14 protein-coding genes are annotated in these 15,916 nt (G+C 53.6%); 9 read left to right on the forward strand and 5 right to left on the reverse strand.

What is annotated here, in order from left to right:
- Positions 1 to 10: 10 nt before the first annotated feature.
- Positions 11 to 2,836, reverse strand: coding sequence for an excinuclease ABC subunit UvrA (gene uvrA / locus ACJJIE_RS19740; protein ID WP_444892722.1), 2,826 nt, complete (start codon positions 2,834 to 2,836; stop codon positions 11 to 13).
- Between the two features lie 159 nt (positions 2,837 to 2,995).
- Between uvrA and ACJJIE_RS19745 the strand changes: the two genes are divergently transcribed.
- The 4 genes from ACJJIE_RS19745 to ACJJIE_RS19760 all read left to right on the forward strand — a co-directional run bounded on the left by ACJJIE_RS19745 (position 2,996) and on the right by ACJJIE_RS19760 (position 7,304).
- A complete protein-coding gene (locus ACJJIE_RS19745; protein WP_282934378.1) occupies positions 2,996 to 4,402 on the forward strand; it encodes a mannose-1-phosphate guanylyltransferase/mannose-6-phosphate isomerase in 1,407 nt (468 codons plus the stop codon).
- 90 nt (positions 4,403 to 4,492) lie between these two features.
- Entirely contained in the window at positions 4,493 to 5,644 is a 1,152-nt protein-coding gene (locus tag ACJJIE_RS19750; protein WP_444892723.1) for an MFS transporter, read from the forward strand.
- Positions 5,645 to 5,816: 172 nt separating this feature from the next.
- Entirely contained in the window at positions 5,817 to 6,440 is a 624-nt protein-coding gene (gene ssb / locus ACJJIE_RS19755) for a single-stranded DNA-binding protein (RefSeq protein WP_282934376.1), read from the forward strand.
- 15 nt (positions 6,441 to 6,455) lie between these two features.
- Positions 6,456 to 7,304 (forward strand): sugar nucleotide-binding protein, encoded by an 849-nt coding sequence (locus ACJJIE_RS19760; RefSeq protein WP_444892724.1) that lies wholly within the window; start codon positions 6,456 to 6,458, stop codon positions 7,302 to 7,304.
- A gap of 63 nt (positions 7,305 to 7,367) precedes the next feature.
- Here ACJJIE_RS19760 and fabB read toward each other — a convergent pair whose 3' ends face one another.
- The gene (gene fabB, locus ACJJIE_RS19765; protein ID WP_282934590.1) at positions 7,368 to 8,591 is read right to left on the reverse strand and encodes a beta-ketoacyl-ACP synthase I; all 1,224 of its coding nucleotides are present in this window, start codon (positions 8,589 to 8,591) and stop codon (positions 7,368 to 7,370) included.
- Positions 8,592 to 8,657: 66 nt separating this feature from the next.
- On the reverse strand, positions 8,658 to 9,182 hold the full coding sequence (gene fabA / locus ACJJIE_RS19770) for a 3-hydroxyacyl-[acyl-carrier-protein] dehydratase FabA (protein ID WP_282934589.1): 525 nt from the start codon (positions 9,180 to 9,182) through the stop codon (positions 8,658 to 8,660).
- Positions 9,183 to 9,498: 316 nt separating this feature from the next.
- Here fabA and galU point away from each other — a divergent pair, with 316 nt between their 5' ends.
- The gene (gene galU / locus ACJJIE_RS19775; protein ID WP_282934374.1) at positions 9,499 to 10,350 is read left to right on the forward strand and encodes a UTP--glucose-1-phosphate uridylyltransferase GalU; all 852 of its coding nucleotides are present in this window, start codon (positions 9,499 to 9,501) and stop codon (positions 10,348 to 10,350) included.
- Positions 10,347 to 11,693, forward strand: a complete 1,347-nt coding sequence (locus ACJJIE_RS19780) for a phosphohexomutase domain-containing protein (RefSeq protein ID WP_444892725.1) — start codon at positions 10,347 to 10,349, stop codon at positions 11,691 to 11,693. Before galU ends, ACJJIE_RS19780 begins: the two co-directional genes overlap by 4 nt.
- A gap of 91 nt (positions 11,694 to 11,784) precedes the next feature.
- Here ACJJIE_RS19780 and ACJJIE_RS19785 read toward each other — a convergent pair whose 3' ends face one another.
- Positions 11,785 to 12,414 (reverse strand): hypothetical protein, encoded by a 630-nt coding sequence (locus tag ACJJIE_RS19785; protein WP_444892726.1) that lies wholly within the window; start codon positions 12,412 to 12,414, stop codon positions 11,785 to 11,787.
- Between the two features lie 255 nt (positions 12,415 to 12,669).
- Positions 12,670 to 13,632: a polyprenyl synthetase family protein gene (locus tag ACJJIE_RS19790; protein ID WP_444892727.1), complete on the reverse strand. Its 963-nt coding sequence runs from the start codon at positions 13,630 to 13,632 to the stop codon at positions 12,670 to 12,672.
- Between the two features lie 249 nt (positions 13,633 to 13,881).
- Between ACJJIE_RS19790 and rplU the strand changes: the two genes are divergently transcribed.
- From rplU to cgtA, 3 genes are all read left to right on the forward strand, one after another.
- On the forward strand, positions 13,882 to 14,193 hold the full coding sequence (gene rplU / locus ACJJIE_RS19795) for a 50S ribosomal protein L21 (protein WP_413664299.1): 312 nt from the start codon (positions 13,882 to 13,884) through the stop codon (positions 14,191 to 14,193).
- A 17-nt stretch (positions 14,194 to 14,210) separates the two neighbouring features.
- The gene (rpmA, locus tag ACJJIE_RS19800; protein WP_073277572.1) at positions 14,211 to 14,468 is read left to right on the forward strand and encodes a 50S ribosomal protein L27; all 258 of its coding nucleotides are present in this window, start codon (positions 14,211 to 14,213) and stop codon (positions 14,466 to 14,468) included.
- 189 nt (positions 14,469 to 14,657) lie between these two features.
- Positions 14,658 to 15,866 (forward strand): Obg family GTPase CgtA, encoded by a 1,209-nt coding sequence (gene cgtA / locus ACJJIE_RS19805; protein WP_444892728.1) that lies wholly within the window; start codon positions 14,658 to 14,660, stop codon positions 15,864 to 15,866.
- The last annotated feature ends 50 nt before the right edge of the window (positions 15,867 to 15,916 follow it).

Below are 15,916 nucleotides of genomic sequence, written 5' to 3' on the forward strand. Positions count from 1 at the left end.
TCTTGTTCAATCAGTTCAGCATGGTTTTTAGAAAACGTCCGGTATGGGAAATGTCCATTTCCGCAACATCCTCAGGTGTCCCTGTGGCAATAATTTGTCCGCCACCAGAGCCACCCTCCGGGCCTAGGTCTACAATCCAGTCTGCAGTTTTGATCACGTCCAGATTGTGTTCGATCACTACGATGGTATTGCCGTGATCGCGCAGGCGATGCAGAACATCCAGCAGTAATTGGATATCGGCAAAGTGCAGGCCGGTAGTCGGTTCGTCGAGGATGTACAGGGTTTGCCCAGTGTCTCGTTTGGATAGCTCGCGGGAGAGTTTTACCCGCTGGGCTTCACCGCCTGAGAGAGTGGTGGCAGCCTGGCCCAGCTTGATATATGAGAGGCCGACATCCATTAGGGTTTGCAACTTCTTCGCGATTGCGGGCACAGGGTCAAAGAATTCCCGTGCATCTTCCACGGTCATTTCCAATACTTCGTGGATATTCTTGCCCTTGTAGTGTACCTCCAGGGTCTCGCGGTTGTAGCGCTTGCCGTGACAGGTATCACAGGGTACATAGACATCCGGCAAAAAGTGCATTTCTACCTTAATCACCCCGTCGCCCTGGCAGGCTTCACAGCGCCCACCCTTGACGTTAAAGCTGAAGCGTCCAGGTTTATAGCCCCGTGAGCGGGCTTCCTGGGTGCCAGCAAACAAGTCGCGAATTGGGGTAAAAATACCGGTATAAGTTGCCGGGTTTGAGCGAGGAGTGCGCCCGATAGGACTCTGATCAATATCCACGCATTTGTCGAAGTGCTCCAGACCGTGTACTTCTTTATAGGGAGAGGCCTTAAGAGTTGTTGCTTTGTTAAGTGCAGTGGCGGCAAGAGGATAGAGTGTTGTATTAATCAGGGTGGACTTACCAGAGCCGGATACACCGGTTACACAGGTAAATAATCCTACTGGGATCTCCAGATCGACGTCCTGTAAATTATTTCCACTGGCCCCTTCGAGGCGCAACAAATAGTCCGAGTCGGGTACGTAGCGTTCTTCCGGTACGGCAATTTTCTTTTTGCCGGAGAGGTACTGACCGGTTAGGGATTTCTTGCATTTGGAAATTTTATCGGCGGTACCCGCTGCCACGACTTCTCCACCATGGACACCGGCACCGGGGCCAATATCGACGATAAAGTCGGCACTGCGAATGGCATCCTCATCGTGCTCCACCACAATAACCGTGTTGCCGATATCGCGCAGGTGGGTAAGGGTGTTGAGCAGGCGCTCGTTGTCCCGCTGGTGTAGGCCGATAGAGGGCTCGTCGAGAATATACATTACGCCCACGAGGCCGGCGCCGATCTGGCTGGCGAGGCGAATGCGCTGCGCTTCGCCGCCGGAGAGGGTTTCTGCACTGCGGTTTAGGGTCAGGTAATTCAGGCCGACATCGACGAGGAAGCGGAATCGATCGCGAAGCTCTTTGAGAATCTTATCGGCAATCTCTTTCTGGGCGCCTTTAAAAGCCAACTCGTGGTCGAAATACTCGAACGCATCGCCTACAGGCAGCTCAGTAATTTGCGCCAGGGTGCGGTTATCCACAAAGACATGACGGGCCTCGCGGCGCAGGCGGGTACCGTGGCACTCTGGGCACTTTTGTGTACTCAGATACTTGGCTAACTCCTCCCGTACCGATTGGGACTCGGTATCCCGATAGCGGCGTTGGAAGTTGGGGATAATGCCCTCGAAGGTGTGCTGGCGCACGGTGACATCGCCGCGATCATTGACGTAGCTGAAGTCTATCTCTTCGTCGCCACTGCCCTGCAGGATAACCTTGCGGTGGGCTTTGCGTAATTTTTTCCAGGGCTTATCCAGATCGAAACCGTAGTGCTCGGCGAGGGAGTCGAGCATGTGGTAATAGTAAATGTTGCGTCTGTCCCAACCGCGAATGGCGCCCTCGGAAATACTGCTTTCCGAATCGATAATTACCTTGTCTTCATCGAAGAACTGTTTGACGCCCAGGCCGTCACAGCTGGGGCAGGCACCGGCGGGGTTGTTGAAGGAGAACAGGCGCGGTTCCAGCTCATCCAGAGAGTAATCACAGACGGGGCAGGCGTGGCGGGCGGAGAAGAGGCGATCTTCCTGGTCTCCATCCATAAAACTGATGGAGGCGATACCGTCGGTGAGATTCAGGGCAGTTTCGAAGGATTCCGCCAAACGCAGTTGCAGGTCCTCACGCACCTTAAAGCGGTCTACCACCACCTCAATGGTGTGCTTGCGGCGCTTATCCAGCTTGGGGGTGTCGTCCAGGTCGCAGATAACCCCGTCGATCCGTGCCCGCACAAACCCGTCCCGGCGCAGTTGTTCAAACACGTGCTGGTGCTCACCTTTTCGATCGCGAACTACCGGCGCCAGCAACATAATCTTGCTGCCTTCCGGTAAAGCCAGTACCTGATCCACCATCTGGCTGATCGTCTGGGCTTGCAGGGGTTCGTCGTGCTCGGGGCAGCGGGGTTCTCCAACCCGGGCAAACAGCAGCCGCAGGTAGTCATAGATCTCTGTGATGGTGCCCACAGTGGAGCGGGGGTTGTGAGAGGTGGACTTCTGCTCGATTGAAATAGCCGGTGATAGCCCCTCGACGGTATCCACATCCGGCTTTTCCATCATCGACAGGAATTGACGGGCGTAGGTGGAGAGTGATTCCACGTAGCGGCGCTGCCCCTCTGCGTAGAGGGTGTCAAAGGCCAGGGAAGATTTGCCGGAACCGGACAGGCCGGTGATAACGATCAGTTTATCGCGGGGAATGTCCAGATCGATATTCTTCAGGTTGTGGGTGCGAGCACCCCTTACATAAATCGTGTCCACGCTCTACCTATATGCTGCTAATACTGGGCCGGGCCTCGGACTTGCTCCGCGCGGGGCGATCACAACTGCGGTGCCGGAAAAACAGTCAAGTATAAACTCGCCACCTGATGTGCGAAAATTGTCTTTCGCAATACCCGACATTCAGGCAGATAGCATTCGATGATTCCTGTGATTCTCTGTGGTGGCACCGGCTCGCGCCTGTGGCCACTCTCTCGCGAGGCCTACCCTAAACAGTTCCTACCCCTTATCGGTGGTGAAACGATGTTACAGGCAACCGTAAGGCGCCTGGAGGGCATTGAGCCATTACAGGCGCCGATCCTGGTATGCAACGAAGAGCATCGTTTTGCCGCCGCCGAGCAATTGCAGGAAATCGGCCACGGAGCCCAGTCCATTTTACTGGAGCCCTGCGCGCGCAATACTGCACCGGCTATTGCCCTGGCTGCCCTGGCAGCACTGGAGTCAGGAGCTGACCCTTTACTGCTGGTATTACCGGCAGACCACGCCGTTTCCGACGAGGCAAATTTTCAGGAGTCTGTAGAGTCGGCCCGAGCCCTGGCTGAGCAGGGGCATCTGGTCACCTTTGGTATTGTGCCGACCCGGGCGGAGACCGGCTACGGCTACATTCGGCGCGGGGATAAATTGGCGGAAACTGCTTGGAAAGTGGCGGAGTTCGTCGAAAAGCCGGACACTGAAACCGCTGAAGCTTACCTGGCCTCCGGGGATTACTCCTGGAACAGTGGCATGTTCCTGTTCCGCGCCTCCCGCTATCTGGAGGAGTTGGAGCGGTACCGTGCAGATATTCTCACAGCCTGCCGCAGTGCCTATAAGAGTGCCGCGAGGGATCTGGATTTTACCCGGGTGGATAGAGAGGCTTTTGCAGCCTGCGCAGATGAGTCTGTGGATTATGCAGTAATGGAGCCGACGGAATCCGCGGCAGTTGTACCTATGGATGCGGGTTGGAGCGATGTGGGCTCCTGGCAGGGGCTATGGGAGTTAGCAAAACGCGATGCCAATGACAATTTGCTTCAGGGTGATGTGTTGCTAGAAGACTCCCAGCGCTGCCTGGTGCGTGGTGAGAGCCGCTTGGTCAGCCTTCTCGGTGTATCCGACCTGGTTGTTGTCGATACTGACGATGCGCTTCTGATCGCTGACCGGCAACGGGTCCAGGAAGTCAAAAAACTGGTCAGTAACCTCAAGAGCACTGGCCGCAGTGAGGCCCAAAGGCACCGCAAGGTATATAGGCCCTGGGGCTACTACGACTCGATTGATGCGGGTCCACGCTTTCAGGTGAAGCGTATTGTGGTGAAGCCGGGCCAGCAGCTATCCCTGCAGATGCATCACCACCGCGCTGAACACTGGGTTGTGGTGCAGGGAACTGCGAAGGTTACCCGGGGTGAAGAAGAGGTCCTGATCACCGAGAACCAATCGACTTATATCCCCCTGGGGGTGGTCCACCGTTTGGAGAACCCCGGTACGATTCCCTTGGAGCTGATTGAGGTGCAATCCGGCAGTTATCTCGGAGAGGATGACATTGTCCGCCTCGATGATGAGTACGGTCGTAACTAGTTGTGGATAAAAGTTGTGCTGTTTCCCCTACAGCCGGGAGGCGGCTCACTGTACAATGCGCGCCCTATTTGATGCTGTTCCGGGATTTGCATGAATTCCATTGAGCGCCGCGCCCTGGGTGGGCTGGCTTCCCTGTATGTCTTTCGTATGCTGGGCCTGTTTATGGTCTTGCCGGTTCTCACTGTGTACGGCGAGGGCTATCGCGATAGCACGCCCATGCTGCTGGGGCTGGCAATGGGTGCCTATGGCCTGAGTCAGGCGATACTCCAAATTCCTCTGGGGCTCCTGTCCGATCGCTGGGGGCGCAAGCCGGTTATTTATACCGGCCTTGCACTGTTTGCTCTGGGCAGTGTCATCGCTGCGCTGACGGATTCGGTTTACGGCCTTATTGTAGGGCGGGTACTGCAAGGTTGTGGTGCTATTGCCGCTGCTGTGATGGCGCTGGTTGCCGACTTAACCCGCGATGAAAAGCGCGGTATTGCGATGGCGATTATCGGAGCGTCTATTGGCGTTGCATTTATGCTGGCGGTGATCCTGGGGCCGGCGCTGGCCGGTGTGGGCGGCTTGCCGGCAATTTTCTGGGTCACTGCTGGATTAGCACTGCTGGGTGGATTATTGGTTTGGCGCTTGGTGCCGACTCCGGAGGTGGCTAAGCGGCCGGCAGTTTATGGTAGTGGTTTTCGTACGGTAGTTAAAAGCGGTCTTGTTTGGCGCTTGGTTTCTGGGGCCTTTTTCTCCCACTTGTTGCTCACTGCATTGTTCGTCGCCCTGCCATTGGTGCTAGTCGATAGATTGGATTGGCCGGCGAGCGAGCACTGGAAATTGTATGGACCACTCATGCTCGGCACCTTCCTGCTGATGTTGCCAATGATGAGGGCGGCAGAGAAAAGTGATCGGGTGCCTTTTGCGCTTAATTTTGCTTGTTTAGCTTTGATCGGTGGCAGTGCGGCCTTGTTGTCTGTAAGCACCTGGATGCTGGTAGTCTTGCTGGCAGTGTTCTTCACCGGTTTCAACCTGCTTGAAGCCCTGTTGCCAGCGCAGCTAACCAGGAAGGCTCCGGCGGAAGCGAGAGGTGCAGCTACGGGGCTCTATGCGACTTTACAGTTCTTTGGCACCTTTGTCGGCGGTAGCCTGGGTGGCCTGCTGTTCGGTCTGGGGGGCGCTTCCGCAGTTGCTGCTCTGGGCTTGGCGGTGCTGCTGCTATGGATGTTGCTGTGGTGGGGTTTGCGCGAGAGAGCGTGAAGGTAGCGCTTACTAACACTGAGCCGCTATTGTATCCTACTGGATAAAAATACAATATTTACCGATGGTGCAATGTAGCACTGACGGTATTTCATAACACTTGATAGATTAATTGATTGTTTAAATAGTTTATTGCCCCGGGTGGAGCCCGGGTTGACGAGAGGAGAGGGCCATGGCCAGGGGTATTAATAAAGTAATTCTGATCGGTAATCTGGGGAATGACCCGGAAACCAAATATATGCCGAGTGGCGGTGCTGTTACCAACATCAGCCTGGCTACCAGTGAGAGCTGGAAAGACAAGCAGACTGGCCAGCAGCAGGAGCGCACTGAGTGGCATCGCGTAGTATTTTTTAACCGCCTGGCTGAGATCGCCGGTGAGTACCTGCGCAAGGGGGCCAAAGTTTATGTAGAGGGCTCTCTACGCACTCGTAAGTGGCAGGATAAGAATTCCGGCCAGGACCGCTACACCACTGAAATCGTTGCCAGCGAAATGCAGATGCTGGACGGTCGCGGTGAGCAGGGCGGCTTTGGTCAGGGTATGGGTGGCGCTGGAATGGGCGCAGCCGCAGGTGGTCAAATGGGTGGCGGCCAGCCGATGGGTGGTTCCAGCGGTTTTGACCAACAGGGCGGCGGTTTCCAGGGTGGCTACCAGCAGCAGGGCGGCCAGGAGGCATACGGGCAGGGGCGTACCGCTCCCTCACCCATGGCACCAGCTAACCAGCAGCCCCAGCAACAGCCGAACCAGGGTCCTGCCGGTGGTTTCGATAATAGCTTTGATGACGATATCCCGTTCTAAGAACTGGATTTACCAGTGTCTGAATTGAATACAGGTTATATGCCGGATACCGTCGCCATTATCACAGCAGGTAATGAGATTGATGGTGCGCTGCAAAAAAGACTGCAGCGCGCAGGCTTTCGCATACAGCAGTTGACCCCCGGGGAAATCGATCAATTGAGACCAGGCTCAATTGTGATTAATGCCTCCGCCTGTGCCGACAATCGAGGCATGCCGGAGTCACTGCTGGTGAGCAAGCGGCTTTGTGCTGCACCCTGTGAACATATTATTCACCTCTCATCCTACCAAGTTTTTTCTGGCGGTGAGCGCCGCCGCTATGACGAAGATGAGCCCGCAGAACCACAGTCCTCAAGTGGACGCGAATGGCTGGCCTGCGAAGATGCCTTTAATGGGCTGCAAAACCTGACGATTTTGCGTTTTGGCTGGATGGTGGATAGTGGTCAGGATGCCTTGTTAGGGCGTATTTTACGTAGCTTTGCATCTGGGGAGTCTTTGGTTCTGGATGGAAGGAATAACGGCAACCCGGTGACGGTAGTGGATATGGCGCGTGTGGCAGTGGCAGTTGCCCAACAGCTTGCTAGTGGTGCCAAAGCTGGAGGCGTCTACCATTACGGCAGTTCTGATAGCTGTACTGCGATGGAGTTCGCGTTGGAAGTTGTTGAGCGTGCTCAGGCATTTTACGATGAAGAACGTTTAGCCGAGCTAGCTTCACTTGGAGGTGAGACTGAAAAGGGAGATCGCAGCATAGAGCTTTCATGTGGCAAATTGCGAGATGTTTTTGGTATTCAGCAACGCAGCTGGCGGCAGGGGCTGACGCGTCAAGTTGAACTGTGGCTGGAGCGCTTGCATGTGGAACCAGAGTGATTTGGTTCCTATTATGCAGAAGGAATATAAAAAGGGCGCCTTGAGGCGCCCTTTTTATTTCGATTAGATTTTATCGAAAATCAGGCAGGCATTGGTTCCGCCAAAACCAAAGCTATTGGACATAGCTCGTCTGACTTCTGTCTCTCGGAGCTCGCTGACTAGGTCCATGCCCTCAGCCGCAGGGTCGAGATTCTCTACGTTAGCTGATGCCGCAATAAAGTCATTCTGCATCATCAGTAGGCTGTAGATAGCTTCCTGAACCCCTGCAGCTCCCAGGGAGTGGCCCGTAAGTGATTTGGTAGAGGCAAATGCTGGAACCTTATCCCCAAAGACTTCACGCATGGCTTTCAATTCGGCGATATCGCCCACGGGGGTAGAGGTGCCGTGAGTGTTGATATAATCTACGCTACCCTGCAGACCTTTGCCATCCATACCGGCCAGAGCCTGCTGCATGCAGCGGGCGGCGCCTTCACCGCTTGGGGCAACCATATCGTAACCGTCGGAAGTGGCGCCGTAACCGGTCAGCTCCGCATAGATAGTCGCACCGCGCGCCAGCGCGTGTTCCATTTCTTCTAGAACGAGGCAGCCACCACCGCCAGCGATCACAAAACCATCGCGATCGGCATCGTAGGGGCGAGAAGCGTGAGTTGGGTTATCGTTGTACTTGCTGGAAAGAGCGCCCATAGCATCAAACAGGTGGGTGAGGCTCCAAGCAAGCTCTTCACCACCACCGGCGAAGATGACATCCTGTTTGCCCATCTGGATTAACTCGGCACCATGGCCAATACAGTGGGCACTGGTAGCGCAGGCTGAGGAAATGCTGTAGTTCACCCCTTTGATTTTGAAGGGAGTCGCTAGACATGCGGATACGGTGCTGCCCATTACCTGGGGGACGCGGTAGGCGCCAACACGACGTACGCCTTTCTCCTTCAGAGTATGAGCGGCATCAATAATCTGCTGGGTGGATGTGCCCCCCGACCCCATGACGAGACCAGTGCGTGGGTTGGACACCTGGGCCTCTTCAAGGCCAGACATATCAATGGCTTCGCGCATTGCAATGTAGGCGTAGGCAGCTGAGTCGCCCATAAAGCGTAGTTGCTTGCGATCGATATGTTCTTTGAAATCGATGTCCACAGACCCAGCTACATGGCTGCGCAGACCGAGCTCCTTGTACTCTTCTTGAAAGCGGATGCCGCTTCGGCCAGTTTTTAGTGACTCGGTGACTTCTTTTGTGTTGGTACCGATACAGGAGGTGATACCCATTCCGGTAATGACGACCCGACGCATAGTGATCTCCAGCATAGCTTCTCGGTAGAGGGTTGTGGCTTCCACCGGTATTAGTCTTAAACGAGTTTAAAAGTTGTCCGTACGGGTAAATAAGCCTACGCGAAGATCCTTTGCGGTGTAAATTTCCCTTCCATCCACAGAGACACTGCCGTCGCCAATACCCATAACGAGCCTGCGCTCAACAATCCGACTCATTTGGATATGGTAAGTTACCTTCTTGCTGGTGGGGAGGATTTGGCCTGTAAATTTAACTTCCCCACAGCCCAGAGCACGACCGCGGCCGGGGTTGCCTTTCCAGGCCAGGAAATAGCCCAGTAGCTGCCACATGGCATCCAGTCCCAGGCACCCAGGCATTACGGGATCGCCGGGAAAGTGACAGTCGAAAAACCATAGGTCGGGGTGAATGTCGAGTTCAGCGATCAGCTCTCCTTTTCCGAATGCGCCCCCTTCTTTAGATATATGAGTGATGCGGTCGAGCATCAACATATTGGGAGCTGGCAACTGGGCATTGCCTGGGCCGAACATCTCGCCGCGGGAGCAAGCCAGAAGCTCCTCTCTGGTATACTCACTTTTTTGTACAAAATTACTCATCATTTCCCCGTTAGTGGGTGGTTATGCAATTGAGATTGGACACTTTTGCAAGAGCGGGCATTCTAAGGGCTGTGTGTCGCTTGTCCAGTCGGTCAAGGCGCTTTTTGTGACTGGCGCGAGAATTGTTTTCACAAATACTGCTTTTTAAGCATATTAATTCCCTAACATATTCGTATAGTTTTGGGCTTTATCCTTGGGGAATTCACATTTTGGGCCAAGTCTAACGTTATCGTATGTAAGTGCTCGCGTCACGACGCTATGATACGTTGCCTGCCCTGCGCGGGGTGCGCTGTTTTTAATTGATTGGGGGAGCAGAATGCTCAAGAAATGCCTATTTCCTGTTGCCGGTTACGGTACTCGTTTTCTTCCTGCCACTAAGGCTATGCCGAAAGAAATGTTACCGCTGGTGAATAAGCCTCTGGTCCAGTACGGTGTTGAGGAGGCTATAGAGGCAGGGCTGACCGAGATTGGGTTTGTTACAGGTCGAGGCAAGCGTGCCATTGAGGATCACTTTGATACCAACTTTGAGCTGGAGCACCAGATTGCTGGTACCGGTAAAGAACGTTATTTGGATTCAGTCCGTAAAGTGATCGATAGGGCGAGCTTTTCTTATACCCGTCAGGGGGAAATGAGAGGTTTGGGTGATGCCATTTTACAAGGGCATCGCCTAGTTGGTGACGAACCGTTTGCAGTTGTGCTAGCGGATGACCTGTGCCTGAATGAAGACATGGGAGTTTTGGGGCAAATGGTCCAGCTGTATAAGCAGTTCCGCTGCAGTATTGTTGCTGTGGAAGAGGTGCCGAAGGACCAGATCCATAAATTCGGTGTGATCGGTGGTAATGAGATTAAACCTGGTTTGTACCAGGTCACCGATATGGTGGAGAAGCCTGCAGCGGAAGATGCCCCCAGTAATATGGCGATTATTGGTCGTTATATCCTGACACCGGATATCTTTGATCTGATCCGTGATACCCCTCCAGGCAAAAATGGTGAGGTTCAAATTACCGATGCGCTGATGGCACAAGCACAGCAGGGCTGTGTATTAGCTTATGCTTTTAAGGGCCGCCGCTACGATTGTGGTTCGGTTGAGGGCTTTATAGACGCTACCAATCACGTTTATGAAAATGTGTATTTGCCAGAGCAGGCTGCTGAGGAGAAAAGCAAGTGAGTGAGCTGACTTGCTTTAAGGCTTATGACCTTCGCGGCCGTGTTCCCGATGAACTTAACACCGATGTTGCTTATCGAGTGGGGCGTGCTTTTGCTCAGTTTCTGAGTGCTCGTCGAGTAGTTGTTGGACATGATATACGGCTTACCAGTGGCGAGCTGACTGATGCGCTAGTGAATGGATTGCGAGATGCCGGTGCCGATGTTTTCCATATCGGCGAGTGCGGTACAGAAGAGGTCTACTTTGCCAATTTCCACGGGGATTTTGACGGCGGTATTTGTGTTACTGCCAGTCACAATCCTATGGACTACAACGGCATGAAGTTTGTACGTGCAGGCAGTAGTCCAATCAGTGGTGATACCGGTCTACTGGATATCAAGCGTTTGGCAGAAGAAAACAACTTTGCCCCGGTTGAGCAAAGAGGCACTTTGCAGCGCTTTGAACACCGCGCTGATTTTGTGCAGCACTTATTGGGGTATATCGATAATACTGCATTGAAACCATTAAAATTGGTGGTTAATGCAGGTAATGGTGGTGCGGGGGCGGTTGTTGATGCGCTGGCTCCACACTTGCCATTTGAGTTTGTGCGAGTTCACCATGAACCCAACGGCAACTTTCCCAACGGTATTCCCAACCCAATTTTGCCAGAAAACCGCAATTCTACTGCCGAGGCAGTGCGGGCAAGCAGCGCTGATTTTGGTATAGCCTGGGATGGTGATTTTGATCGCTGCTTCTTCTTCGATGAAAGTGGTGATTTTATTGAAGGTTACTATGTTGTTGGCTTGCTGGCAGAAGCTTTCCTGGCAAAAAACAGCGGTGCCAAAGTTGTTCATGATCCACGCTTGCTCTGGAATACCGAGGATATTGTCCGCACTGCTGGAGGAGAGCCGGTGCAGAGTAAAACCGGCCATGCCTTTATCAAGGAGCGTATGCGCAAGGAAGACGCCATTTATGGTGGTGAAATGAGCGCGCACCATTACTTCCGCGATTTTGCCTACTGCGATAGCGGCATGATCCCATGGTTATTGGTCGCTGAGTTGGTAAGTCGCAGTGGTAAATCGCTGTCACAGCTTGTTGGTGAACGCATGGCTGCTTTCCCTTGTTCGGGAGAAATCAATTCCAAGGTTCAGGATGCTGCAGCACTATTAAAGGCGGCAGAAGAAAAGTATGGACCTGCAGCTGACAGCGTCGAGCATGTGGATGGCTTGAGTATCGCTTACCCTGAGTGGCGTTTTAATTTGCGTATGTCAAATACTGAGCCGGTTGTTCGCCTGAATGTTGAATCCCGGGGAGATGAGGTGTTAATGAGGGAGAAAACAGAGGAGCTGCTTAAGCTTATCGGTTAATACTCGTTTTTTAATATTAAAAAGCCCCGCAACTGCGGGGCTTTTTGGTTTGGGGGGACTAAAAGTTATTTATCTAGTTTTATGGGAGAAATTATAAGAGTCGGGTGACAGCTTGGATGGGGCCTTTGGGAGTTTTTAAGTGTTGAGCGTAGATTTGCCACTGGTTCTTAACCCGCACGCCTATTACAGAGGCGTAGTCTGAGTAGGTGTGATGGTGGGGTTTTAAGGTTGAGCGCCCCAGGGATTTTGTAACGTTACCCAAAAACCTGAACTTTCCCCGATTGATAATCGCATTGTGCGTAGCCTTGCCATTAAGTCCCTGTTTTTTTCTGGGGCGAATATGAGCAACGGCTGGCATATTCGCATTGCGACCGCCAATGCAGAAACAACAGTCACTGAGCTGCCCGGTAATCATAATGTCGGCACCGCTGCGCATTTGGTAGGGCTCAAGGCGATCTAAGCCAAGCTCTTCATCCCAGTCAATCATACGGATATGGTGAACCTTGACTGTTTGAGGGTCGTCGATAAAGACCCCTTGGCGGTGGAAAGCAAATAATTCATTGGGACTGTCGACACCGGATGCGCCCATGCCCATGGTATAGGTCCCGAATTGAAAATCCATGACACCGGTATCTTTTGTACCGGTAATTCTCACTAGGTTATTTTCTAAGAATAATTCTGGGTAATTTCTTAGCTGATAAAGTGCAGTAGAGCTTTTCATATCCTGGTCTCTCTATACCAATTACATTTCTGTTTGTTATTTTGATGCCCTGTAAAGTTGGTGCTGGCGTTTAAAATAACAAGAAGAACAATCGTACCTAATATCGGGGGGAGAATGGAAAATAGATGCGAATAAAGCTTGGATGCTGGTCAGGATTGTTGGCAGTTCGAGGAGATAGGAGTTGTACTGCCTTTTATCGTGCTAAAAATAACAGCGCTGCCCGAGTTGGTGAGATAGCCCAGGCAGCGTTTATTTTCAGACGTTTCTTTCGATAGCAAAGCTTGTCAATTGCTGCAGGGCGGTTTTTTGTTCACTCTCGGGCATAAAGGCCAATTGCTTTTTGGCGTCTTCTACAGCGGCCCGGGCACGATCCATTGTGTAGTCCAGTGCACCGCAGGCCTCAATGGCCTCTACTATTTCGCTGAGCTTCTCCGCGCTACGTTCTTCAATCGCAGTTTTTACCAGTAGTGCTTGCTCTTTGCTGCCATTGGCCATGGTGTAGATCAAGGGGAGGGTCGGCTTGCCTTCTGCCAGGTCATCACCAACATTTTTACCCAGCTCTTCCGGGTTGCCACGATAATCGAGAGCATCATCGACTAACTGGAAAGCGAGCCCCAGATGCCGGCCGTAGAGTTTCAGCGCAGTTTGCTCTTTACTTGAACAGCTGGCTAATACGGCAGCGGTTTCACAGGCGGCTTCAAACAGTGCGCCAGTCTTTTTGTGGATAACGGTGAAGTAATTCTCTTCGCTTACTGCGGGATCACCGGCGTTGACCAGCTGCTGTACTTCACCCTCTGCGATGGTGTTGGTGGTTTCTGAGAGAATTGCCATGATGTTCATGTCTTCCAGGGCAACCATCATCTGGAAGGCGCGGGAATAGAGGAAATCTCCCACGAGTACGCTGGGCGCATTGCCCCACTTGGCATTGGCGGTAAGGCGGCCGCGGCGCATGTCAGAGGTGTCTACAACATCGTCGTGCAGTAAGGTAGCAGTGTGAATAAACTCAATAATGGTGGCGAGATCGATATGGTTCTCACCCGGATAGCCGCAAGCTTTGGCACAAAGCAGTACCAGTAGTGGGCGCAGGCGCTTCCCCCCGGCTTCGACCAGGTAGTGACCTATATTTTCCACCAGGGGAACGTCCGAGTGCAGTTGATCGAGAATGCGCTGGTTAACCGCAGCAAAGTCTTCGGTGGCGACCCGGTGAAAAGGCAGCATGTGAGAGTTCCTTATACGACTAGACAGGGGCCTCCCGGGGGCCGGAAGGCGAAGGGGCGCTATTGTATCAACCCGGCGAATTGATTAGAATCTGCGCCCCGCCAATTGCGGGCTCTTTGCGGCTATTGGGTCGTCTGCGGGCCTTTTGGCGAATAGATGTTAAACACACGGCGCAAGCTCCCGAAATGCGGAGCAGTGACTTACCGGTCCTCCCGCTGCTTCGTGTCGTCCTTACCGGAGCATAGAAATATGTACGCTGTTTTTGAGAGCGGTGGCAAGCAACACCGTGTAGAAGAAGGCGAAGTACTTCGCCTGGAGAAGCTGGAAGTAGCAACTGGCGAATCCATCGATTTTGATAAAGTGTTCATGGTTGTCGATGGCGACAAGATCAATATTGGCGCTCCCATTGTAGATGGCGCTAAAGTAACTGCTGAAGTGGTAAGCCACGGCCGCGGCGAGAAGGTGAAAATCATCAAGTTCCGTCGTCGTAAGCACTCCATGAAGCGCCAGGGCCACCGTCAGTGGTACACCGAAGTTAAAATCACTGGCATCAAGGCATAAGAGAGGAGTAACGACTCATGGCACATAAGAAAGCTGGCGGTAGTACGCGAAATGGTCGCGATTCCGAGAGTAAACGCCTGGGCGTGAAGCGCTTTGGCGGCCAGTCTGTAGCAGCAGGCAACATCATCGTTCGTCAGCGTGGCACCAAGTTCCACGCCGGTGTTAACGTTGGTATGGGCAAAGACCACACCCTGTTCGCCACTGCGGACGGCGTTGTGAAGTTTGAAGTTAAGGGCCCCAACAACCGCAAGTTTGTTTCTATCGAAACTGCTTAAGCGGTCATTAGCCCAAGCTTCATAAAAAGCCCCGCTATTGCGGGGCTTTTTTGTTGGAAAAGTCGTAAAAAGACCGCGACGGGAAGTTAGGGTGGCAGTTGCCCACAGGAGGCGGCTTGTCGGCTGGTATGATGATAGTGCGCGCATCTGCGCACCGGATGAGACAACCGCTGTGGCGGTGGAGTGATTATGAAGTTTGTCGATGAGGCGCCCATCTCTGTGCAGGCAGGCAAGGGCGGCAATGGCTGCCTGAGCTTTCGCCGGGAAAAATTTGTTGAGAAGGGTGGCCCGGATGGCGGTGACGGCGGCGATGGCGGCTCCGTGTACCTGGAAGCTGATGATTCCCTGAACACCCTGGTGGATTATCGCTACCAGCCCCGCTACGCCGCTGAGAGTGGTCAGCCGGGTCGAGGGCGCAACTGTACTGGCGCCAAGGGTGAGGACCTGGTCCTTAAGGTGCCGGTGGGCACCACGATCATTGATGTGGATACTGGCGAGACTATCGGCGATATGACCGAAGCCGGTGAGCGTCAGCTGGTGGCCCAGGGGGGCTTCCACGGCCTGGGTAATACCCGCTTCAAGTCCAGTACTAACCGTGCGCCGCGTCAGACCACACACGGCACTGAGGGTGAGATGCGCAGTCTCAAGCTCGAGCTGAAGGTTCTGGCAGATGTGGGCATGTTGGGACTGCCCAATGCGGGTAAATCCACGTTTATTCGCGCCGTCTCTGCGGCCAAACCGAAAGTGGCCAACTACCCCTTTACTACCCTGGTACCAAATTTGGGGGTGGTGCAGGTTCAGAAGCATCGCAGCTTTGTGATTGCAGATATTCCCGGCCTGATTGAAGGTGCAGCCGAAGGGGCGGGCCTGGGGATTCGCTTCCTCAAGCACTTAACTCGCTGTCGTGTTTTGTTGCACCTGGTTGACTTGGCTCCCTTCGATGGCTCTGATCCGGTGGAGAATGCCCGAGCCATTGAGCGCGAGTTGTCCACCTTTAGCCCGACACTGGCAGGGCGTGAGCGCTGGCTGGTATTGAACAAGACCGACCTGGTTCCCGCTGCGGAGCTGGAAGAGCGCTGCCAGGCGGTAGTGGATGCTCTGGGCTGGGAAGGGCCTGTGTTCCGTGTGGCAGCTATTCGGAAAGAGGGTACCGATGCCCTCGGTGGACGCTTGATGGACTACCTGGAAGAACGTCAGGAAATTGAGGAGCGAGATCCCGACTTGGCTGTGGTGGAGCTGGAAGCGCAGCGCCAAATGCAGCGCGAAGCTCGCGAGCGAATCGAAGAGTTGAGACAGAGTCATCGCGCTAAGCGCAAAGCTGCCAAGGGGCAGGTGGATGATGACGAGGATTGGGATGATGACGACGACCACGATGTGGATGTTGAGTATCGCTCTTAAATTGTGTGGAGCGAGCAGTTGCTGAGTTCGCCTGGCTCGCTCAATAGTTA

It is taken from the genome of Microbulbifer maximicatervae (SeqCode), assembly GCF_052467325.1.

Bases quoted from the DNA above. Each gene is read 5' to 3' on its own strand.
- fabB (WP_282934590.1), bottom strand. From the start codon at position 8,591: ATGCGTCGGGTCGTCATTACCGGAATGGGTATCACCTCCTGTATCGGT.
- ACJJIE_RS19785 (WP_444892726.1), bottom strand. From the start codon at position 12,414: ATGAAAAGCTCTACTGCACTTTATCAGCTAAGAAATTACCCAGAATTA.
- rplU (WP_413664299.1), top strand. From the start codon at position 13,882: ATGTACGCTGTTTTTGAGAGCGGTGGCAAGCAACACCGTGTAGAAGAA.
- ACJJIE_RS19745 (WP_282934378.1), top strand. From the start codon at position 2,996: ATGATTCCTGTGATTCTCTGTGGTGGCACCGGCTCGCGCCTGTGGCCA.
- ACJJIE_RS19750 (WP_444892723.1), top strand. From the start codon at position 4,493: ATGAATTCCATTGAGCGCCGCGCCCTGGGTGGGCTGGCTTCCCTGTAT.
- galU (WP_282934374.1), top strand. From the start codon at position 9,499: ATGCTCAAGAAATGCCTATTTCCTGTTGCCGGTTACGGTACTCGTTTT.
- rpmA (WP_073277572.1), top strand. From the start codon at position 14,211: ATGGCACATAAGAAAGCTGGCGGTAGTACGCGAAATGGTCGCGATTCC.
- cgtA (WP_444892728.1), top strand. From the start codon at position 14,658: ATGAAGTTTGTCGATGAGGCGCCCATCTCTGTGCAGGCAGGCAAGGGC.
- fabA (WP_282934589.1), bottom strand. From the start codon at position 9,182: ATGAGTAATTTTGTACAAAAAAGTGAGTATACCAGAGAGGAGCTTCTG.
- ACJJIE_RS19790 (WP_444892727.1), bottom strand. From the start codon at position 13,632: ATGCTGCCTTTTCACCGGGTCGCCACCGAAGACTTTGCTGCGGTTAAC.
- ssb (WP_282934376.1), top strand. From the start codon at position 5,817: ATGGCCAGGGGTATTAATAAAGTAATTCTGATCGGTAATCTGGGGAAT.